Genomic DNA, 18,929 nt, shown 5'->3' on the forward strand with positions numbered 1-18,929 from the left:
CGCTCAATATCGGCTGACGTCCCGGCTTCGTGAGCCACTTACTTCCACCCCCCGCACAGCGACGTAATTTAAGCTTGCCCTATATTTTTTCGGTACTTGATCAACTGATCTTCTCCGCCCACCCGAAAAATATTCGCCAGATAGTCCAGCAACACCACCTCATCCCCATTGATCATCTGCCGCACGTAGGTCGCCGAAAACGGCGTCTCATATTTGGTCGGGTCACGCGGTTTGTGCGTGCCCAACTGATACTCCTTACCGGTAATGGTCATGGTCGTGACCAGCGGTATCTCATTGACCAGCCCTCCGTTGTTGAACACCTGTACGTTGGAACGGCATTGCAACTGCACGCTCTTGAACGGCGTGACCAGCTTCTTGGCCGCCTCGAAGTACAAGCTGTTCCATGTGATTTTGCCTTCCAGCTTATCAATGCCATCCGGCAACTCGATCAGGCCAACCATGCCCAGCCCCTGAAAGTCGCTCGACACAGTTTTGATGCTGCCCAGGTCGATCTCTTCGCACTTGCCAAAGAAGCTGGTGCCATCGAGATAGACGTTGGCATTGGAAATACGGTGCGCGGTAAAGCCTGCCATTTATGCAGCTCCCAAGTTGACCAGATATTGCCCGGTGATTTCGGTTTCGAAGGTGCCGCGTTCAAAGGGCGGCGGTACGGTGAGTTTGTAGTTGAACAGTGCGTGGCCTTGTTCCAGTTCGGTTTGAGGGTTGCGGGCCGGGTCGTACCAGCATTCGCCGCCGAGCAAGGCGCCGTCGCCGATAAGTTTGCGCAGGAACAAGTTGACGCTTTCGGTGATGCTGGTGATGAGCGAGGTGGTGAGTGGTTGGTCGACGAACTGCAGCGCGCTGTAGCGGATGGATTCGTCGACAACGTCTTTGGTACGGCGCACGTTTTCGAAGTTGCGCATGTGGGTGACGCTGGGCCAGGCCGCGGTGCGGTTGCCCCACAGGCGCAGGCCGGTGCCGAAGGCGTTGAAGACGGTGGTGATGCCGTTTTCGTTGAGCAGGTTGACTTCGCTGTGTGAGTCATCGACCCGGGCGGTTAGTGGTCGCTCTAGGCCGATGACGCCGATCAGTTCCTGATTGGAACTGCTCCACCAGTAACCGTGGTCGTTATCAACTTTGGCGCGCAGGCCTGCGGCGCGGATCGACAACGGTTGCAGGCGTTCGCCATTGGCGGCGTCGTGGACTTTGATGTGCGGGTAGCACAACCGAACACGGTCGCTGCTGGTGTTGAAGTTGATGGCGCCCGCTGGCCCGCGCCCGGCCAGTACCTGTTGTACGGTGGTGCCGATGGGCGCGTCGATGTAGGCGATGCCGCCGACCTGGCCGGCCGAGGCGCCCAGCTCGGCGGTCACTTCTTTCAAGGTGCTGAAGCCCGGGGCAATGAAGATTTTGGGAAAGAAGCCCAGTTGGTTATAGCTGTCTTGGAAGGCTTTTAGGCCGGTACGCCGCCCTGCGGCGTTGACAGCACCGATGATGTCCGTCGCGGTGACTTTGCTGGGATCGGCGTGGGTGTAGTCCACTTTGATCTGGGCATTGGCGGCGATGGCGCCCGCCGGTAAGCGGCGGATGTGTCCCATCAGCCTGTCTGTGCTGTAGTCAGTGCCCTCTAAGTAGGTGACCAACCCGTCAGCGGATTTTATTTCCAGCGTTTGCAGTGCGCCGTGTTCCAGTAGCAGTTGATCGCTGCTGGTGAATTGTTCGTCTTGCTCGGCCACTGTGGTGCTGTGGATGGCGGGATCGAGCACGTTGACGACCAGTACAGTGCCGGCGCCGAAGTCGAAGATGCCTTGCAGGGCTTCGGGGATGGAGAAGCCTGTGATGTGCGGGCCGAACTGTGCGGCGTGGATGTCGTTAAGGCATAGGGTCAGTTCGTTGATGGGGCCGGTGGGCGCCGTGCCGATTACGGCGATGACGGCGGATTTGACCACGCGGATGGACCTGGGGCCGCGTTCGACTTCGGTGGTTTCGATGCCGTGCAGGTAATTGGCGGGCATGGGTTATTCCTTGAGGGCGGATATTGGTTGTGCTGCTGCCTTTACGGGTAAGCCCGCCGGCAGAGGGTTGGCGGGTTGCGGATGCAGGTGTTTGAGGGCCAGCAAAACGCGGGTGTATTCGTGGTCAGCGGGCATGCTGACCGGTTGGCCTGGATGCAGGAGGACTTCGAGGCGTTCGCCGGTTTTGCCGACACGTAGAGAGGCGCAACTGGGTAGCCCGGCGTAGCGATAAGTGGTGAGTTTCATGGGTGCTCCTGAAGCTGGACGGAGGTCAGTTTTGGCCCGCTTTCGTGGTCCTGAGTTTGCAGGTGTGGGATGCCGGCGGCGAAGTCCTGGGCGTACTGCCAGAGGCCGTTGTGATGCCCGATAAAGTGTTCGGAGACGGGACGGCAGGCCTGGTTAGCGTGCGGTGGGTACCAGCCGGTGAGGCAGGCGCGGATGCGGTCAAGGTGGCTGACAACGCCGTCTTTGCCATTGAGTTGGCGGAACACCAACGTGAGGCGCAGCACCAGGTGACGCGCTTGGAAGCAGGCGTCGGTGCTTTCTGACTGGCCAAACGTGGATTTGCCGTAGGCGAGCAAGACGGCGCCGCGGGGATGGTTGAGCCGATATTGCAACGGATTTTCGGGGAACAGCTCGATCATCAGTTCGTTGCCGAGGTCGGCTTGTAGCCGGGCGAGCATGGCGTCGAGCAGCTGTTCGGTTTGGGTTTTGGCCGGCGTCATTAATAGCGGTCCCACTGTTGGGCGTCGAATTGTTGAGGGCGAGCGCGCACGCGGATCTCACCCGGCTCTGGCACGGCCAGGCCGGTGGGCGTGCCTAGGGTGATGACGCCGTCGCGGATGTTCTCCAACAGTTTGAGGGTGTCTTTGCGGCTGTCTTTGACGGCGTCTGGCAAGGCGCCCTCGGGGCGGCGTTGGTAGAGCCAATGGCGTGCCAGGTAGACCACGGCATCGCGCAGGACGGTGGGCACCGGGTCGAGCGGCAGTTGATAGCGACCGCGTAGGTAACCGTCGACCAGTTCTTCGGCCTGGCGCACACCGTCGTCGATGACGCTTTCGTTGGGTGCGGTGGCGGCCGGGTCGTCGTTGGACAGCTGAGTGAGCGTCATCAGCGGAATGGCGTTGCCGAGGTCGGCGCGGGTGCAGTAGCGCATGGCTCAGCCCGCCTTCAGTTCGACGAGGGCTTCGGGAAACAAGCACATGGCCAAGGGGTTGGCTTGGGCTTCCAGGTCCCAGCCTTTGCCCATCTTGCGCGGCTCGGCTTTGCTGTAGAAAGCCTGGCCCAGGGTGTTGACGGTCTCGTTGTAGTTGGCCGGGGCGTTGAACAGGCGGAACACTCCGCGGGCGACGGGAAAGACCTGAGCGATGTCGGCCGGGATGAAGCGCTGGCCGCTGACGGTGACGTCGTATTCGATGTACTCGATGCCGCCAAAGGTGAAGCCCGAGCGCATGTCACCACCGAGACGATCTTGGGCGGCCTGGTAGTGGGCGAAGGCTTCTTTGACCTTGGCGTGGTCGGTGAAGGCATCGAACCAGTCCGGCCCGCAGAAGGCCCGAAAGCCGGTGACCATGACGCCGCCGAGTTTGGATTCGGCGTGGCGCTTGGCGTCCAGGCAGGCTTTGCGCACGTTGGTGTCTGGGTTACTGAGGGCGACGGTGACCTTCTTTTGTTTGACGTCGAACTCTTCAAACAGGTTGAAGAGCAGCGAGCCGTCGGCATCCAGCAGTTGGCCGCGCAGTGCGCCGACACGTTGGAATTCGCGGGTGGCTTCAATGCTGTTTTTGAGTTCTTGCAGGTGGTCGTTGACGACGGTGACGACGGGCGCGGTGGCGCTTTCCTGGCCGAAGGCGGCGATGCCTTGTAGCTGGCTGGGCAGGATTGAGCTGCTGACCGGCAGATGCAGGGTTTCGAAGGTACGGCGCTTGCGTTTGCGGCCTTCGAGCGGCGCCGGGTCGTCGTTGCGTGAGGTGTTGGGCACGAGCACCAAGCGGCCTTCGCGTTCGTCGATGACGACGCTGGTGCTGGTGACGCCTTTCTCGTCGAACAGGCCCATGGCGCCAACCTTGCCGGGGATGGCCGGGAGTTTGTTCACGGCGGCGGTGAGGTTGGCGACGCTGAATAGGTCTGGCAGGTTCATGGTGGGCTCCGGTTAGAGGGTTACGCGGGCGACGATGCCCAGGGCATTGAGTTCGTCGAGGGCGACGGCTTGCTGGGCGGGTGTGATGCCGGCGGGCCAGACCAGGTGCGCTATGGCGAGGACTGCGCCGCGGGCGATGACCACGCCCGGTTGATCGCCGGCTGTGGCGTCGACGTGCTCGGCCAGGACGGCGGCGGCTTTTTTGGCGGCGCCGTTGCCGGCGGGATCGAGGGCTTGGTATTTGCCGGCGACTTTGGCGATCACTTGACCGAGTGGGTAGTCGGTGCCGGCGAGTAAGGTGACGTTGCTTTTGGTCCAGCCGGGGCTGACTTGGAGCAACAGTAAGTCGCCCAGGTCTTTGGGTTGGTTAAAGGTGGCCATGGGGGTTCCTAGCGTTGGGCGCGGGCTGCGGCATCGGCGAGTAGAGGATTGGTGGGTGCTGCATCGGGTTGGCCGGTGCGGGCCTTTGTGGCGACTTCGGTGAAGCTGACGGGGTTGGTCAGGTCTTTGAAGAGGGTCTTGAGGCCTGCGCTTAGTGGCTGGCGTTGGTCGCCTTCGCCGAATTCCAAGGGGGTGGCGGCAGATTGCACGGCGTCGAGGGCGGCGATGACGACTGCGGCGTGCAGCGGCTTCATGCCGGCGGCGACCAGTTGTTCGGCGTAGGCGACGCTGGCGCTGTGGAGGTTTTTTTGGGCAGCGTTGTCGCGTTGGGCGAGTTCGGCTTTGAGGCGTTTGTTTTCTGCTTCTAATGCAGTGGCGCAGGACGTGGGCTGTAGGCCGCCTTCGCTGAATTCGATGACGCCGGGTTCACCTTCGGCCAGTTCGATGGGACGCAGGCCTTTGACGGCTGGCGGTTGGGCGCCGAGGAAGCCGACGTGGCGCAGGTAGTAGACGCCGGGCACGGGGTTGTTGGCGGCGGTTGGGTGGTAGAAGGAGGCGGAGATTTTCTTGTAGCTGCCCTTGGCGATTTGCTCGGCGAAGGACGCGTCGATTTGTTGGGGTTCGGCGATGAGGCCATGGGTGGTGGCGGACAGGGATTTGACCCAGCCGGCGGCAGGAGCGTCGTGTTGTGGGTGGCCTATGACCAGGGGGGCTTCGTGAAGCGATGGGTTGTAGGCGGCGACGGTGGCGGCCAGGTCGGCTTCGGTGAAGTTGTAGGTGGTGCCGCATTGGGCGGTGTGGGTGCCGGGTTTGAAGATGTGGAGTGGGGTCATGGTGGGCGCTGCGTTGTGATGATGTGCAGAGCTTGGGCGCCGGATGGAAATGGGGCTTTTAATCGGATTTAAAGGGTTGGTGAGCCAACTCAGGCGAGGTTCTGGGGGAGTACAAAACGTTCGAGATAGGAAATCGGCAGGTTTAACGTGGAGTTCGATTGGTGAGGGTTGGCCGGATGAGGGGAGACTCAATGATTCGCAATGGGGCTGACCGGGTTTATAAAGCGTTTACATCGGATTTTTCGCTTCACTGTGAATCGGTATGACCTAGGCTGTTCCTCGCGTCTGGCACGGGCGTTTACGAAACTAACTACTGGGGTCAAGGTTCGCCTTCTTAGGACGGGGCAATGCTACGGTTCGTGGAATTCTCTCCGGAGAAGAGCTGTTATTTCTATGGCGAGGGCTTACCTAAAATTTCTTAGTTGTTTACTGGCTTTAAGCCAGTATTTGACCATAATCTGCCCTACTGACCGCTTTATCGCGAACTGGCTATCCAGCCACTCGGCTGTCATTCCAATTTTGGCACTTTGATCGAACGAAAATTCCCTGCGAGTATCAGCATTATGAACGGGCTATTCATCCGCTTCTCAACATGGTTTTCCTGTCGCGGAGCGAAGCCCAAAATCAGTCCCATCACGGCTGGTCTATCTGTAGATGAAATCGGATCGGAAAGTCCGATTCGTACGAAGTCGGAGGATCGCCTTAGAAGGGCCGACTTTGCGAGCCGCATAGCTACGGTGCTCTCAGAACTCAGCTTGCGTGAAGGAAGAGTGTTCGCAATCCGCGGTGGTTGGGGTTTTGGCAAATCCTCCTTGAAGAACCTAGTGACTGAGCGACTTACGGAAAGAGGCAGTGGTTCGGACTGGCTAGACTTCAATCCATGGCAATGGGGGGACGGCGACGCAATTTCCCGTGCTCTCTTCAGCCAAATAGCGGATCAACTTGGAGGGGAGCATTCGAAGGCCGCGCTCAAGCGCGCCGAAGCTCTGCGGCGCTACGGCGCGATCCTGACGGGGGCCAGCGCCCCGCTTAAAAAGGCTAGCAGTTCTAGCCAAATGATCTCGTCAGTGCTGACGAATGCTTCAGTGCTTTTCATTGCTTCGGCCATTGGTTTCGATCTTCCTACCGCTGCTAAGGTCGCGGCTGCACTTGCCGGTCTGGCCGTAGCCACATCCCTGATCGGACGTCTACTCTTGCATTACGGACGTGATCGCAGTGGGGAACCACTCGACAAGGTACGCGAGGCTCTCGACCGCCGTTTACGAGAGCTCCCCCGTCCGTTAATCGTTTTCGTCGACGATATTGATAGACTCGAGCCCGAGCAGATTCGGGTACTACTTCGGCAAGTGAAGGCCAACGCAAACTTGCCCAACATAGTCTTCGTGCTGCTCTTCCAACCCAGCATCGTAGAGAGAGCGCTCGATCCGGTCGCGGACGGCGACGGGCGAGCTTTTCTCGAAAAAATTGTGCAAACAAATTTCGATCTACCCGCCGTCCCTGTGACGGTTGTACATAGGATTTTTGGAGAGGAACTTTCCCTGTTGGTCGGCCGCTATGCGACTGAGGCCAATGGGTTCTCAGAGACACGCTGGGGCAACGCTTTCGTGGGCTGCATCCAACCGCGTCTACGCAACGTCCGAGATGCTCGTCGGCTAATCTTATCTGTGGCAGTGCACATGCCCTTGCATGTATCTGGCGACGTGTTCGAAGTGAATATTGTCGATTTTTTGGTTCTTGAAGCTCTGCGAGTTTTTGAGGCGGATCTACACGAAGCTCTATTCCGAGAAAGGACACTGGTCCTTCAAGAGCGTCGCTTTCGAAGTGATGGCCAAGAGGATACGCAAAGAGCCGCAGCCGAGCGCCTCCTTGAGGTGGTACCAGAGGCGCGTCGCAAAATCGCCAGGGAGACGATCACCGAACTGTTCCCACCTCTTGAATGGGCGTTTGGCGGTCCGAATTATGCTGAGGATTTTCGTCTCAATTGGCTGACAACGAAGCGGGCTTGCTCACCGCGCTTCTTCCCCCGCTACTTCGAACTTCAGACTGCACTAGGAGAAATGTCTGAACGTCGCTTTGTTGAGTTCCTTGACGCAACGGCAACGGAGGACGAACTAACTGCCGCTATCGCAAATCTAGAGGCAGAGGAGCTGTTACCCTCACTTGTAGCTAGATTCGACGAGTCCGTCGAACGCCTTCCTGTTGATAACGCTGCCACTTTGCTTCCAGGGATGTTTAACATTGCACAGAAGCTCGCAGGCGTAGGCGGCGATCCCTTCAATTCGCCTTGGGTTTCGGCATGGCGAGCAATTTCATGGTTCTTGAAGCGAATCCCGGAAAATGTACGAGGTGATCTAGCACTCGAAGCGTTCCGCCAGACCAAAGCTCTGTCCGTTGCTGCGATATTGATCCACTTGAACGATCCTGCGGCTCAAAAAGAAGATAAGGCGGAAAGCTTCAATCCTGCGCTTGATCTCGATACCGTTGAGGCAATGAAAGCCGTTTGGTTACAACTGATCAGAAATCGCGCCTCTGACAGGGACGCGATGATTGCTGAACCAGATATCGTTACCCAACTCTACCGATGGAAAAGTTATACCGGCTCCCTTACCGAGCCACGCAATTGGATGTCGGGTGCCATCGAGACCGACGAGGGCTTTGCAAGAATGGCAACGCGCATGATGAGTACCGGCACAAGCCATACCCTAGGAGACCGAGTCGGCCGAACGTACCACATGTTCAGCAAGGATGTGATCGAAGACCTGATCGGTATCCAGGTGGCAAAGGACCGATGCGAGGCGATAAAACCCACCGACTTTCCTGAACACGCGCTAGCCTTGAAAACCCTGCACGAGCATCTGGAAATATGGCTTGGGATAAAGGAAGGCGACCTTTTTCACCTCTCATGACAGGGTGGGCGGCAGCTGTGTGGCTGACAGGTCGTAGCAGAACATTGACGAAGGAGCACCTAGAGCTCGTCCCTATTACGCTGTACGGGGGCGAACTCTGCCCTAACTAAGTACGTTTTTTCCTCGTTGCCACTGTTTGATATTCCCGCCTGACCTCCTATCTCGGTCATTTGTGCTTTGATCGAAAGCTCCAAATTCTTGTCCGATGAAAATGAAGTACTTTCTTTGATTTCCAAAGACGCAGTTAGGCAGCCGCCGTTTTCGCGGGCGAATACTACTGCTTTCCAAGATGGTTCATATGACAACCAAAAAAAGCTCTCGCGTTCGACCTTGCTGTCTGCCTTCCATGGTCGGCCGGTCAGCGAGAATTCACGCGTATCAAGCGTATTCACGTCACGCTCGGCGTTGCCTGCAAACTTGATGTCACCGCCGCCCATTGAGCCGGCTTGAGCGGATAACCCAGCGGTCACACCGTTGCGCGTTTTGTCTGACGCTTTCTTGGTAATCGTGATTTTGGTCGCGCCTAGATGGACCAGTAGTTTGATCAGCTCTGACTCTCGCTCTTCCAACAAAATTGCATCGTAGCTATCACTGGGGATGTAGAGATTCCCATTGTCTGGATTCGGATAGTCCGTCAGAGGGTGCCTCCTGTATGCCTTGCCCACGACTGGGTGCCCAGGTTGAAAGCAATAGCCTTGAGCTTTGGCTTGGCTGCGTGATAGCGAATGGTGCGCTATGTATGCGGCGAGCACACGTGATTCCTCCAATTTCGCCGCGTCTAGGTCTTCGCCTTTCGCGCTGCGTTCCTTCGTATAAGAAGAAAGCAAGCTTGGAACGCTAAATAATGCGGAGGCTACCAAAGCGGTAGGCAGCAGCGGACCAGCGAAAAACCTCGCACCGGCTGCAAGCACCGTAGCACCTGCAACGCCCGCAAGATTCGCATTTAGCATGCCGCTGAGATTGTCGTCCCGACCGGGCATTGTGAAATTTACTGACGAACCGTCGCTACCGCATTGCGCTCGGGCGGATGTGGTTGGTTCATCCACGATGTATATGAGGTCTAGCACTGAGTAACTCTCCTTGTCGGGCCCGTTTGCGTACATCGCCGAGCTATCCAGTTTGTTGTCGTCATAGAGGCCGGTCGTCTTGTACCTCTATATTTCGGCGAAATTTGGTTGATCTTGAGAGCAATCGTTACTCGGTAACGAAAAATCTGAAGGGTGTTATCTGTTGACGCAACTCCTTCAGCTGACTCGATAGGGGGTCTTACGGTAGCTGTACTGTGCTGAGTGTAATAATTATTATTCTGTTCTCCACGGAGGAATGAAGCTTTCATCAGCAACCTCTGAAGGATTGGGGAGTGATCGATATGCCTCTCCATTCCCGAGCGCAGCTAGATTTAGCTCTCTAATTTTTCTGTTGTATTCATCGGCCAATGACTTGAAATCGCTGTCAAGATACGCTGCCTCACCTAGCAGCCCACCTAATTTGTATTTCAATTGACTCTCGCTAAAGCCGAAGCTGTTTCCTTTCCCCGCGAGTGCGGATTTTATTAGTCTGATCTTTCTGAATCTGACATTAGGAACCTTCAACACCCCATTTTCAATCACAGTACCTGTAATGTGTTTAGGAGTATCAGGACCGAAAATTTTTGTTTTCTTTGATGCGGTAGAATGTCCGTATTTTTTTATTATTTTTTCGATCTTCCATAGAAAATTTAGCTTTATATGATTTCCCGAAAATGCAAGATCATCAACGTAGCATGTGAAATTTAAATCTAAACTTTTCGCCATCACACTCAATTCGTCAAATAATGGCTTGTTCGCATAATAAGAAAGAAGTGGGCTAAGCGGGCTTCCTGTCGGTATGCAGTCATCGCAGGTAACAAGATCCGCATAAATTTTTGCAATGTCACCTGGGCACTCAAGCTGCTCTCTGAAAAAGTTGAAAACTTGCGACTTTGTGGTTGAGCGAAAAAAACTGCTGATATCAAGCGTTGCCACCATGCGCCCGGCCAAGTGGGACTCGGCATTTCTTTTGTAAGAAGTGCCTTTTAAAGCAGATTGCATATACTCAGGAACTTGAACGCATCGTAATAACTTCAGAGTACGCTCATGAATGGCTAACAGCTTCCCTTTTGGCTTTTGAACCCAGCGCGACTTTGGTTGCTTTCCAGTGTTAAATGGATCTGCTTTTGGCGTCATTTCAAAGCGCTTGTAGTTACCTATGCTATTCAGAAGTTGAGAAACGCTAAGGGAGTAAATAGCTGCTAGTTTTGACTTTGAGGAGGTCTTGTATAAAGCGCTTTGCGATATGTCATAAGACTTTTTTTCTTGCTTAACCTTTTTTGCGCACTTTAGCCTCATTTCTATTTTCAATCCATTCGAGGAGATGAATTACTTTTTTTGCTACACCTGTCCGCAGTTTGTCCGAAGGCTTAGGTGTGTCAAGATTTTCAGAGAAAAATAGTATAGACGACAATGGGATGTCGAAATATCTGCTGTATTTTTCTAGCAGCTCGATAGTCGGCTGCTTTTTGCCTGACTCCAACTCGGAAAGGTGAGAGTTAGATACACCCAGTTCCTTGCACAACTCTGTCTGGGATAGGTCGTGGTAAGTTCGAATTAGGCGTAATGCTTGGTTTAGCATCACTGCATCCTCATTAGTGAAGTGACAACAGCGGGGGTTAGGCATTAGAAAATCTCACGAAGGTGCTCCAGGAGTTTGGGCCAGTGCTTGTCGATCAGAGCAAACAGAACCCCGATCCAACGTACAGCGCACATCATCAGCTTCAACCACTTAACCATTTTTCGTGTTCTAACAGCCGGACGTCGCTTGGCGGGTTTGTCAATTTTCATATTTGTATTCCAGTTACCCCTCTCAGAAATTGAAAGGGTCTCGCATGTAACCGGATTGAAAATTGGAGCAAGCAACGCATTTCCCCCCTTCTGAGCACCTGCTTTCGTCTCGCACGAAAGCAGTATCCCCGCGTATCCGGATCCCTGTGCAGCCGGGTGGCGAATCGCTTGGGAAAGGGTTTAGAGGCAAGCCTCCACTGGGCCGAAGCCCCAACAACAGCGAGAGAATCTCCATACCGCAGATGCAGGCTACGTCTCGCTTCGCCAAAAGTCAAAATAAATTCGCTTAAAGCGAAAATATTTTTGGCTTTCCATGCCATAAATTTCCTACGGTGACTTCACTGGTGACAGAGAACGGGGGAGTCATCCCACGGTTTCGCCAATCGGCATGATCCGGACATCGCCTCCACCTAGGACGATAGCTGTCATCAGTGTCGAGCTATTGGTGGTCTGGCTAATGACTGAAGCTAGGCCTCAGTGGCCGGTTTTGCAACGCTCTCAATTTGAACGAGACATGCCCTTCAAAAAAGACTGATAGCATTGAGCTACTACTGGTAAGATATTGCATTGGCGACCCGAAGAATGCTGTGCGGCCTCGCTTGCTTTTTGCTCATTCAGATCGACATCGCAATTGCAGGGGTTAAACGTCTGTTAAGAACATTACATAAAACATAGTTGCGTAGAGGCAAACATGGGTGTAAAGGAAAATATAAAAAGCAATAAAGACGAAGTGCCAGGGAGCGATGGACGTAAGAAAGATAATAACAAGCCTGAAGAAAGAAGGCCTCCCACCTCGCCAGTAAAGCGCACGGGTCTTCATGATTTCTTTGCCTTGGTTGTAGGGTACGGGATAATTTTGGTGGGCTTGTATGGGGTTGTATCTTTTACTGCCCCCACCCTATTCAATGTGTTGCAAGCTAACATTTCAGGAACGCTCTGCATTATTTTATTCGGATTTGCCGTGTTTGGTACGATTGTAAAAACTGTCGAGCGCATCGTGGGCTCCTCATTTGTTGCGATTGATCGAAAGGCAAGAAAGGAATCCAATGTCTCTGCAGGATCATTTAACAAATTAACAATAAGTTCATTTGCCAAAGGAGTCATTGATCGGTTGGGATTGCCGTTGACGCTAGATTCAACCGAAATAAATGACACGTTGGAGCTTGTAAAGGAAGAGATAAAGGAAGCGTCTGCCGAGTATAAAGCTGTAGAGCGTGAGAGGGTTTTAGGTACCGCGTTTGAAGTATATGTATGCAGTGTGGTTGAAAGCCTAGATAAGCATATCTCTCTTACTGAAGAAAAAGGATCAAACCTTCTTGATAGGGGTTTATTATTCTTATTTGGTGGGATTCTTTATTATGTGGTAGCTATTGTGGCTTGGCAGGCTTGGGCGAAGATTGGCCAGCCTAGCGATACTGTCATGTATATAGGGATGGTCGCTAGCTCCGTTGTGTTCTTGGTATGTGAATTTCTGGCTGCCTGGTTCCTTAAACAGTACCGGCATTACATGGATGCATCACTGGCGTGCCTGCGCGTTAAGTCCGTATATGATCGATATATGCTTTCTTATTACGCCGTTAAAGAGATGGTGCCTGAGGGGGGCGAAGTATCGGAAAAACTCAATCGGGTCCTCGAGGTGATCAAAGAGGACGTGATGTGGCCCGGACATAAGGAAAATATGAATAATGATTTTAACTATATGATTGAGTCTATGAACTCGGTTCACGCTTCGCTAGACAAGTTTAAAGGCTTGTTCGACTCGAAACCTAAACCGGCGGCTGGAGATGGTCCATCCGACGGTAAATAAGTTTTACTGGGAAAGCTCCTTTGCTGAGACAGAATAAGATTTACTTGAGGGGATAGAGTGATCCGTGGCGAAGGGGTTTGCTTCCACCCGCAGCGCAACAGCTCTGCTTTATGAGAGCTTCACACTCAAGCGGGAGCAAGTTCCTCGTCACGATTACGTCAAACACACCTTACGCGGTAGCGTACGACCGGCCTAGGATATTACTGTGCAGGTTTGGGTATAGGCTGTGCTGGTGCTGGTGCTGGTGCTGGTGGTGGTGGTGCTGCTGCTGCTGCTGCCTGGGAGTCTTTGCTGTCCTGAATCGTTTTCTTGATTTCTGCGACCTGAGCCTCTACTTTTTTAGCCGCATTTTCAGGTTCTATCTCAGCTTCAGTCGCGCAACGATTCGATGTATTAATAGATGCCCATACAATCTGCCGCCGCACCTGCACTGTGGGGTCCTTGTCGCTGAGTAACGCCTTTACCTCCACGTTATAATCCGCCAGGATTTTGCTAACGATTCGTGCTCGATTTGAGCGGGCGGATGCGTTGTCGCTCAAATCGGCCTGAATGCCATTGGTTGCGCCCGATAAACCTGACCAAGCCTTTGCTGCCGATCCACCTGCGGTAATACCAAAGACGCTTCCCGCCAGAACGCCAAGCACTTTGACAGCTAACCGGGTGCCCGAGTTGATGTTCCCGCCGTTCTCATAATAATTGCTGACCTGCCTGCAGTACGTGCCTGTCGCAAGCATCGCTGCGAACATGTCGTTGTCACTGCAGTAATTATTACGACAACCGTTGAGAGGAACTCTATTGTCATTTTTATCGTTATCGTCATCATCCTTTTGATCCCAAGGCCAGATAGGAGAAGGATTTACGATGATCTTTGTCGGCTGGTCAGCTGTACCACTTGCGCAACCGCTCAGAATGAAGCTAAGCCCGATAAGCCCGATAAGTGTGTTCATCGATTTTCCTTAATCTGGGTGCGCGATGTCATTTTGATACTAGCCGAGAAAAAGCGAAGCGCAACGGCGAGGAATATTTTTTTTTCCGTTCCGTTGTCAGGCCGTGCGATGGATGCGCCCCCTAGAAACGTGCTGCTTCTTCCAAATGAGCCAAAACCAAGTCGAGAATGGCCCTTTCAGCTTCAGGCTGCAGGTTGCCTTCAGCATCCATGGGCAAGTACGGCCGGCCCGGGATATCACCCCACAGCTGCGGAAAATCAGCTTGATCCCCACCGAACTGCATCATTGCCGCATAGGGCTTGTTGCTACCCACCAGCGCCGTGCTGTCTGTCGCTTGGATGGCGATCGAGGCAGCCAGCCCAGCAGCGCTGACTTGCAGGATTTTTCCAGGCCAGTGGCCGATTTCGGCTCGGCGTCCAGTGGTGACGTCGGAAAGCTCAGGCCACTGGGGGCGGCCCTCATGTTCGAAGTTTTCTTCGGTTTGGCTGGCTAGCTCGCCGGCCAGGCTGTGCATGAGTGGCGTTAGGTCGCCGATGGTCTGCTCCACTTTGCTTAGGGTCTGCTGCAGGTGTTGATGGTCTAGTTCGATGATGAACATGGGGTGCCTTCCATATTGGTTTGTGGTGGGCCAGGAAGTATTGGTTGGGCTGGGTTGGGGCTGCTGTGCAGCCCAGCGGGAGCAAGCTCCCTCGCCACGGGGGGCGCATTAATTCAGGCCGGTGCCGGGGGCGTGGTTGAAGCCTGGGTCCGTGCGGAATGTGATGCTGTGGCCTTGGGCGTTGGTGATTCGGATGCCTCCCACGGTTGCTGTTCTGATTTCCCCGGTGCGTTTGTCGGTGCCGGTCTCGACGGTTTCGGTGAAGGTCTTCCCCTGGCTGGAGACTACGGTGAGCCCGCGGCGTTTGACGGCGGCTTCGCTCAGCGCGATGACGCGGCAGCGGCAGTTAAATCCGTTGGGCGGGAAGATGGTTGACCAGATGGGGTCGTCGTGGCGGAAGACTTGGCCGTGCATGGCGCGGTGGCTGCTGCGGGTTTTGCCGTCGAGGACGGCGATGTACATCCAGTACGGGTGGGTCTCGGTGGTTTGTTCCATGGCGGCTTTGCGGCCAGCCATGTAGGCGCTTTGCAGGTTGGTCTGGTAGATGGTTTTGAGCCGACGCGGGCTACCCAGCTGGACGGTTTCGGCGGTGCCTTGGCTGTCTACGATGACTTGCCGGCCCCACCAGCCTTGGGCTTGTAGGACGGGTTTGAGGTTGGCGGTGAACTGCTGGAGGGTTTGGCCCTGTTGGAGCGCGGTTTCGAGGGCGGCGCGGATGTCGGTGAGCAGGTCCAGGCGCATGGCTTTAGCGACAGTGAACGCGTGGTCGTGGGCCTGGTCGAGGATGTCTTGCCAATGCCGGGTGATGGTGTAGCCCTTGGCTTTCAGGTAGGCGATGGCGTTGGCGGGTTCGAGGCCGAAGATGATCTTTAGGTCCGCAGGGTCGAGCTGCTTTGCGGGGCTGGCCATGTCAGTCTTCCCGGTCTGCGGATGCGCTTAGGCGGCCCCAGGTGTCGGCCATGAACATGAGGTTGGCGAGGTTTTCAGTGAGTTGGTTTAAGGGCTCGGATGGCAGGCTGTCGATGGCTTGATCAAGGGCGGCTTGATCCGGCGCCCGGTGTTGTGTGGTTTCGGCGAATGCGGGTTTGTCCCCTTGGATCGGTGCTTGTTGTAGGTCACCGTTTTGCAGGTTGTAGGTGCGCTGCCAGTAGGCGTTGGTGAACCTTACGCCGGACTCGGTCAGTGCTTTGTCGCGCTGGGCGAGGGATTTGTCGATTTCTTCTTGTTGCCACAGCGCATAGTGCGGTGCGACGACGTGTGGGCCGAAGTTGAGGTCTACGACGTGGCGAATGCAGGCGTTGAGCGCGCTGGCGACAATAGCGGCGTCACCGTCGCGGATGTCTTGGGTGACTTCGGCACCGGCGGTGGCGCTGGCGTGGTTGGTGTCTTTTTCGGTGGTCTGGTTTTGCCCGAGCATGGCGACGTTGATTTCGCTGCGGCAGTATTCGAGCAGTTGGCGGTAGACGTCGGCGCTGCCGGCTTTGCCGGCGGCTTCGATGATTTGCACGCTGGCGTCGTCGGGGATGGCGGCGACGGCGTCTTGGACCATGGCTTCGAGGCTGTCGAGCAGCAGTTCGGTTTCGCCGTCGGTGGCGCCGCGTGGGTGTTGGCCGATGACCCAGGGGCTGCCGTACTTTTCGGTGAATTGAACCCAGAACTTGAGGCCGCCTTTCATGAAGGTGGCCGGCCAGAAGCACATGCTCAGGTCTGGGAAACCGTAGGGGTTGGCGTAGGTCGCGTCTTGGCGGGCCACGATGAAGCGCTGCGGGTCGCAGAGCTCGCCGTCTGGGCCGGCGTCTTTGGCGCGGAAGCGCAGCGCGTTGTCTTTGTCGTAGAAGAACCATTCAGCCGGCTTGCCGAGCAGGTCTTGCGGTACCCAGTGCCTGCCCAACGGCTGCCATAGCAGTTCGATGGGCTGGTAGCCGAACAAGGGGGCGTCGAGCATTTCGCGGATGATGCGGTCCAGGTCGAGGTCGGCGAGCCAATCGGTGACGAAGCGCTCAACGTTGCGGCTGGTTTGTTCACGTTGCAGGCCTCGCTCCAGGGACAGGACCGCAGCCTTGCGGCGGCGGATGTTGCCGCCGACCAAGGCTGAGCTGCGCAGGTCGCGGTAGATGGCGATGTCTTTACCCTGGGCTTTGAGGATAGGGTCGGGGTTGGGCAAGTGGCTGGTGAAGTCGCTGGCCTGTGCGCGGCCGCGGGTGGCTATGTGCTGTTTGAGCGAGGGCCCGCGCTTGGTCTCTGCAAAGCTCATGAATTCGGTGGGGCTGACCCATACACCGGTTGTGTTCATGCGTACCCCTGAGTGAGGCGTTGGCCCTGGCGTGGGCGGCGTGATTTGACGGTGACCGGGCCACTGGCGACCTCCAGCGTGGCGAAGTTGGCCAGCACGCCGGCGCCGGCAAAGTCGCCGTGACGGTAGAGGTCGGGGTCTTTGAGGTCTTGTTTGCGGGCTTTGACGATCATGGGGATGCCGTCGACGGTTTCGATGGCACGAATGTCTTGGTGCAGGGAGTCGTCTTTGGGCAGCGTGAGGGTCGCGTCTTCGAACAGTTGAACGAATTTGGGCATCCAGGCGCCGTACCAGGCGCGGGTGATTTTGACTTGTTGGATGCGGTTGTGGCCGAACGCGTCGGCGGTGTCTTCGGCGAGTGTTTCGCCGCTGCCGGTGGCGTCCAGGGCCGCGCCGACGAAACGCGGCAGCCGGCGCAGGATGTAGAACAGGATTTGCTGTTGTTGCCGGGTGGGCACTTTGTGCATTTCCACCACAAACGGGACGTCGCGATGCCGTGCTTGGTCAACGGACATCGGGCAGATGATGGAGAAGTCGCGGTGCCGGGCGTAGTCCATGCCGAGGAAGTGGCGGTGCTCGGGGTTGAGCGGTTGCAGTAGCGGCGCCAGGTAGCGCTCGATCCAGTCGTCGACGTAGGCCTCGCGCCGGTAGACCGGCTGTTGGGTGAAGTCGTCGTCCAGGGCCAGGCGTAGGACGCTGCGACCGGGGCGCATGGCTTCTTCGATCCAGACGCCGGGGATGCAGACGCCGTTGCCGTCGCGGGGGATGGCGTCGAGTTCTTCGCGCATCTGTGCTTTGCGCGGGCCGTAGGCGTTGCGGATTTGTTTGTACCAGGCTTCTTTGTCTTGGGCCGTGGCGAGCTTGCCGGCCATGAAGCAGACCCGTTCAAACAGGCCGTTGGCGACGGCGTCGTCGAAGGTAGCGCGAAAGACCTGGGCGCTGCTGCCGTAGCGCTGGTCGCGGATGTCGCTGACCATTTGGTTGAAGGCGTTGGCTTTGCCGTTGTGGGTGCTGATGATGACGATGCGACCGCCCCAGATGAGCAGCGCGGTGGCGGCGTCGAGCACGGCCGAGACGTCACGGTGAAAGGCGGCCTCGTCGATGATGACTTTGCCCTGCAGGCCGCGTACGCCGGCCGGGTTGCTGGAGAGCGCAACGATTTTGAAGCCTGAAGCGTAGCGAATGCGGTAGGCGTTGATGTGGCGGGTGTTGCCGGTGTTGTCTTGGTCTTGGAAGAGGAATTCTTCTATTTGGCTGACGCCGGAGGCCTGCGCTTCGGCGATGACGCGGCTGAATTTGGCGCAGTAACCGATGAATTCCAGGCCCTTTTCTTTGGTGTCTCCGATGTAGAAGCAGTCCATGCCGCCGGCCACTTTTTGCGAGGCGGCGGTGATGACGCTGTCCAGTGCTTCGGCGAAGGTGATGCCGGTGCGGCGGCCTTTTTCACAGAGCTTGATGTGGGCGTCGATGGCCAGCCATTGGGATTGGTGGACCATGAGAATGCCTTCGGCCAGCGGGTTGTAGCCCTCGGGGATCTGACGGACGCTGGGCGGCAACTCGTCCCATTCGATGACGCGCAGTGTGCTGGAGGACGGCTTCATGGTTTGACGCCGAGGAACTTCTGGCGCCAGAACAGGGCTTGGTCTTCGGTCATGCCTTGGGCTTTGACGGCGTTGTCGAGTTCGGCGGCTTGTTCTTGGAGCAGGCGTTCGCGTGTGGCTTTTTCGATGGTCTGGCGCTCTTTGACGCTGAGGGTGCGGGCTTCCATGGTGGCTTTGGCGGCGCGGGCCAGCGCGGAGACTTCTGCGACGGTGACGTCGTCTTTTTCGTGGGCGCCCATGGCGGCTTGGTAGGTCAGGGTCGAGATGGCTTCGACGAGTAAGGCGCCGGTTTTGTCGGTGGCGTCTTCACCGAAGGCGCCGACGAAGGCTTCGGCCATTTCGCGTTGCTGACGGGCTTTGTCGATGAGTTCGTCGAAGCCGACTTTGAAGCGGCCCAGGGCGCTGCGGCTGGGGGGCTTTTCGTTGGGGAAACGCCGGTGGATGTCGGCGAGCATGTCGTCGAGGGTCAGGCGGTCTTCGCGCAGGAGCTTTTGTATGTAGGCCTTGACGATGGGCGGCAGACGGTTGATGGAGGATTTGCCAACCATGG

At 56.3% G+C, this 18,929-nt stretch carries 19 protein-coding genes; 2 read left to right on the plus strand and 17 right to left on the minus strand.

Features of this window, described 5'->3' with window-relative positions; translation table 11 throughout:
- Positions 1 to 68: 68 nt before the first annotated feature.
- Genes ACIPQ1_RS09045 through ACIPQ1_RS09080 form a run of 8 tightly spaced genes read right to left on the minus strand, consistent with a single transcriptional unit; the run spans position 69 to position 5,369 of the window.
- Positions 69 to 593 carry a phage major tail tube protein gene (locus ACIPQ1_RS09045; protein WP_411387089.1) on the minus strand — a complete coding sequence of 175 codons (525 nt, stop codon included), beginning with the start codon at positions 591 to 593 and terminating at the stop codon, positions 69 to 71.
- A complete protein-coding gene (locus ACIPQ1_RS09050; protein WP_446533977.1) occupies positions 594 to 2,015 on the minus strand; it encodes a phage tail sheath subtilisin-like domain-containing protein in 1,422 nt (473 codons plus the stop codon).
- 3 nt (positions 2,016 to 2,018) lie between these two features.
- Positions 2,019 to 2,261 (minus strand): hypothetical protein, encoded by a 243-nt coding sequence (locus tag ACIPQ1_RS09055; RefSeq protein WP_446533978.1) that lies wholly within the window; start codon positions 2,259 to 2,261, stop codon positions 2,019 to 2,021.
- Complete coding sequence (locus tag ACIPQ1_RS09060; protein ID WP_411387092.1) at positions 2,258 to 2,740, minus strand: Gp37 family protein; 483 nt, start codon at positions 2,738 to 2,740, stop codon at positions 2,258 to 2,260. The genes ACIPQ1_RS09055 and ACIPQ1_RS09060 overlap by 4 nt, the downstream gene beginning before the upstream one ends.
- Positions 2,740 to 3,171, minus strand: a complete 432-nt coding sequence (locus tag ACIPQ1_RS09065; protein ID WP_411387093.1) for a gp436 family protein — start codon at positions 3,169 to 3,171, stop codon at positions 2,740 to 2,742. Before ACIPQ1_RS09065 ends, ACIPQ1_RS09060 begins: the two co-directional genes overlap by 1 nt.
- 3 nt (positions 3,172 to 3,174) lie before the next feature.
- On the minus strand, positions 3,175 to 4,155 hold the full coding sequence (locus tag ACIPQ1_RS09070; protein ID WP_411387094.1) for a major capsid protein: 981 nt from the start codon (positions 4,153 to 4,155) through the stop codon (positions 3,175 to 3,177).
- A 12-nt stretch (positions 4,156 to 4,167) separates the two neighbouring features.
- Entirely contained in the window at positions 4,168 to 4,536 is a 369-nt protein-coding gene (locus ACIPQ1_RS09075) for a head decoration protein (RefSeq protein ID WP_411387095.1), read from the minus strand.
- Between the two features lie 8 nt (positions 4,537 to 4,544).
- On the minus strand, positions 4,545 to 5,369 hold the full coding sequence (locus ACIPQ1_RS09080) for a phage protease (protein ID WP_411387096.1): 825 nt from the start codon (positions 5,367 to 5,369) through the stop codon (positions 4,545 to 4,547).
- A gap of 563 nt (positions 5,370 to 5,932) precedes the next feature.
- Between ACIPQ1_RS09080 and ACIPQ1_RS09085 the strand changes: the two genes are divergently transcribed.
- A complete protein-coding gene (locus tag ACIPQ1_RS09085) occupies positions 5,933 to 8,275 on the plus strand; it encodes a KAP family P-loop NTPase fold protein (RefSeq protein WP_411387097.1) in 2,343 nt (780 codons plus the stop codon).
- A gap of 59 nt (positions 8,276 to 8,334) precedes the next feature.
- Here ACIPQ1_RS09085 and ACIPQ1_RS09090 read toward each other — a convergent pair whose 3' ends face one another.
- The 3 genes from ACIPQ1_RS09090 to ACIPQ1_RS09100 form a co-directional block, all read right to left on the minus strand.
- Positions 8,335 to 9,342 (minus strand): hypothetical protein, encoded by a 1,008-nt coding sequence (locus ACIPQ1_RS09090; RefSeq protein WP_411387098.1) that lies wholly within the window; start codon positions 9,340 to 9,342, stop codon positions 8,335 to 8,337.
- Positions 9,343 to 9,576: 234 nt separating this feature from the next.
- A complete protein-coding gene (locus tag ACIPQ1_RS09095; protein WP_411387099.1) occupies positions 9,577 to 10,641 on the minus strand; it encodes a reverse transcriptase family protein in 1,065 nt (354 codons plus the stop codon).
- Positions 10,613 to 10,969: a helix-turn-helix transcriptional regulator gene (locus ACIPQ1_RS09100; RefSeq protein ID WP_411387100.1), complete on the minus strand. Its 357-nt coding sequence runs from the start codon at positions 10,967 to 10,969 to the stop codon at positions 10,613 to 10,615. The genes ACIPQ1_RS09095 and ACIPQ1_RS09100 overlap by 29 nt, the downstream gene beginning before the upstream one ends.
- 855 nt (positions 10,970 to 11,824) lie before the next feature.
- Here ACIPQ1_RS09100 and ACIPQ1_RS09105 point away from each other — a divergent pair.
- Positions 11,825 to 12,940 carry a hypothetical protein gene (locus tag ACIPQ1_RS09105; RefSeq protein ID WP_411387101.1) on the plus strand — a complete coding sequence of 372 codons (1,116 nt, stop codon included), beginning with the start codon at positions 11,825 to 11,827 and terminating at the stop codon, positions 12,938 to 12,940.
- 200 nt (positions 12,941 to 13,140) lie between these two features.
- Here ACIPQ1_RS09105 and ACIPQ1_RS09110 read toward each other — a convergent pair whose 3' ends face one another.
- The 6 genes from ACIPQ1_RS09110 to ACIPQ1_RS09135 form a co-directional block, all read right to left on the minus strand.
- The gene (locus ACIPQ1_RS09110) at positions 13,141 to 13,887 is read right to left on the minus strand and encodes a hypothetical protein (protein ID WP_446533979.1); all 747 of its coding nucleotides are present in this window, start codon (positions 13,885 to 13,887) and stop codon (positions 13,141 to 13,143) included.
- 121 nt (positions 13,888 to 14,008) lie between these two features.
- Positions 14,009 to 14,485 (minus strand): phage virion morphogenesis protein, encoded by a 477-nt coding sequence (locus ACIPQ1_RS09115; RefSeq protein WP_411387103.1) that lies wholly within the window; start codon positions 14,483 to 14,485, stop codon positions 14,009 to 14,011.
- Between the two features lie 108 nt (positions 14,486 to 14,593).
- Positions 14,594 to 15,394: a phage head morphogenesis protein gene (locus tag ACIPQ1_RS09120; protein ID WP_446533980.1), complete on the minus strand. Its 801-nt coding sequence runs from the start codon at positions 15,392 to 15,394 to the stop codon at positions 14,594 to 14,596.
- Position 15,395: 1 nt separating this feature from the next.
- On the minus strand, positions 15,396 to 16,778 hold the full coding sequence (locus ACIPQ1_RS09125) for a DUF935 domain-containing protein (protein ID WP_411387105.1): 1,383 nt from the start codon (positions 16,776 to 16,778) through the stop codon (positions 15,396 to 15,398).
- Complete coding sequence (locus ACIPQ1_RS09130) at positions 16,775 to 18,379, minus strand: hypothetical protein (protein ID WP_411387106.1); 1,605 nt, start codon at positions 18,377 to 18,379, stop codon at positions 16,775 to 16,777. Before ACIPQ1_RS09130 ends, ACIPQ1_RS09125 begins: the two co-directional genes overlap by 4 nt.
- A complete protein-coding gene (locus ACIPQ1_RS09135; RefSeq protein ID WP_431480840.1) occupies positions 18,376 to 18,927 on the minus strand; it encodes a phage protein Gp27 family protein in 552 nt (183 codons plus the stop codon). Before ACIPQ1_RS09135 ends, ACIPQ1_RS09130 begins: the two co-directional genes overlap by 4 nt.
- Positions 18,928 to 18,929 lie beyond the last annotated feature (2 nt).

The sequence above is a fragment of the Pseudomonas sp. LARHCG127 genome, assembly GCF_052871455.1.

Excerpts from the sequence above, each read along its gene's own strand:
- ACIPQ1_RS09135 (WP_431480840.1), bottom strand. The coding sequence starts at position 18,927 with ATGGTTGGCAAATCCTCCATCAACCGTCTGCCGCCCATCGTCAAGGCC.
- ACIPQ1_RS09085 (WP_411387097.1), top strand. The coding sequence starts at position 5,933 with ATGAACGGGCTATTCATCCGCTTCTCAACATGGTTTTCCTGTCGCGGA.
- ACIPQ1_RS09060 (WP_411387092.1), bottom strand. The coding sequence starts at position 2,740 with ATGACGCCGGCCAAAACCCAAACCGAACAGCTGCTCGACGCCATGCTC.
- ACIPQ1_RS09080 (WP_411387096.1), bottom strand. The coding sequence starts at position 5,369 with ATGACCCCACTCCACATCTTCAAACCCGGCACCCACACCGCCCAATGC.
- ACIPQ1_RS09095 (WP_411387099.1), bottom strand. The coding sequence starts at position 10,641 with ATGAGGCTAAAGTGCGCAAAAAAGGTTAAGCAAGAAAAAAAGTCTTAT.
- ACIPQ1_RS09045 (WP_411387089.1), bottom strand. The coding sequence starts at position 593 with ATGGCAGGCTTTACCGCGCACCGTATTTCCAATGCCAACGTCTATCTC.
- ACIPQ1_RS09055 (WP_446533978.1), bottom strand. The coding sequence starts at position 2,261 with ATGAAACTCACCACTTATCGCTACGCCGGGCTACCCAGTTGCGCCTCT.
- ACIPQ1_RS09125 (WP_411387105.1), bottom strand. The coding sequence starts at position 16,778 with ATGAACACAACCGGTGTATGGGTCAGCCCCACCGAATTCATGAGCTTT.
- ACIPQ1_RS09130 (WP_411387106.1), bottom strand. The coding sequence starts at position 18,379 with ATGAAGCCGTCCTCCAGCACACTGCGCGTCATCGAATGGGACGAGTTG.
- ACIPQ1_RS09120 (WP_446533980.1), bottom strand. The coding sequence starts at position 15,394 with ATGGCCAGCCCCGCAAAGCAGCTCGACCCTGCGGACCTAAAGATCATC.
- ACIPQ1_RS09070 (WP_411387094.1), bottom strand. The coding sequence starts at position 4,155 with ATGAACCTGCCAGACCTATTCAGCGTCGCCAACCTCACCGCCGCCGTG.
- ACIPQ1_RS09075 (WP_411387095.1), bottom strand. The coding sequence starts at position 4,536 with ATGGCCACCTTTAACCAACCCAAAGACCTGGGCGACTTACTGTTGCTC.
- ACIPQ1_RS09110 (WP_446533979.1), bottom strand. The coding sequence starts at position 13,887 with ATGAACACACTTATCGGGCTTATCGGGCTTAGCTTCATTCTGAGCGGT.
- ACIPQ1_RS09105 (WP_411387101.1), top strand. The coding sequence starts at position 11,825 with ATGGGTGTAAAGGAAAATATAAAAAGCAATAAAGACGAAGTGCCAGGG.
- ACIPQ1_RS09050 (WP_446533977.1), bottom strand. The coding sequence starts at position 2,015 with ATGCCCGCCAATTACCTGCACGGCATCGAAACCACCGAAGTCGAACGC.
- ACIPQ1_RS09065 (WP_411387093.1), bottom strand. The coding sequence starts at position 3,171 with ATGCGCTACTGCACCCGCGCCGACCTCGGCAACGCCATTCCGCTGATG.
- ACIPQ1_RS09100 (WP_411387100.1), bottom strand. The coding sequence starts at position 10,969 with ATGCCTAACCCCCGCTGTTGTCACTTCACTAATGAGGATGCAGTGATG.
- ACIPQ1_RS09115 (WP_411387103.1), bottom strand. The coding sequence starts at position 14,485 with ATGTTCATCATCGAACTAGACCATCAACACCTGCAGCAGACCCTAAGC.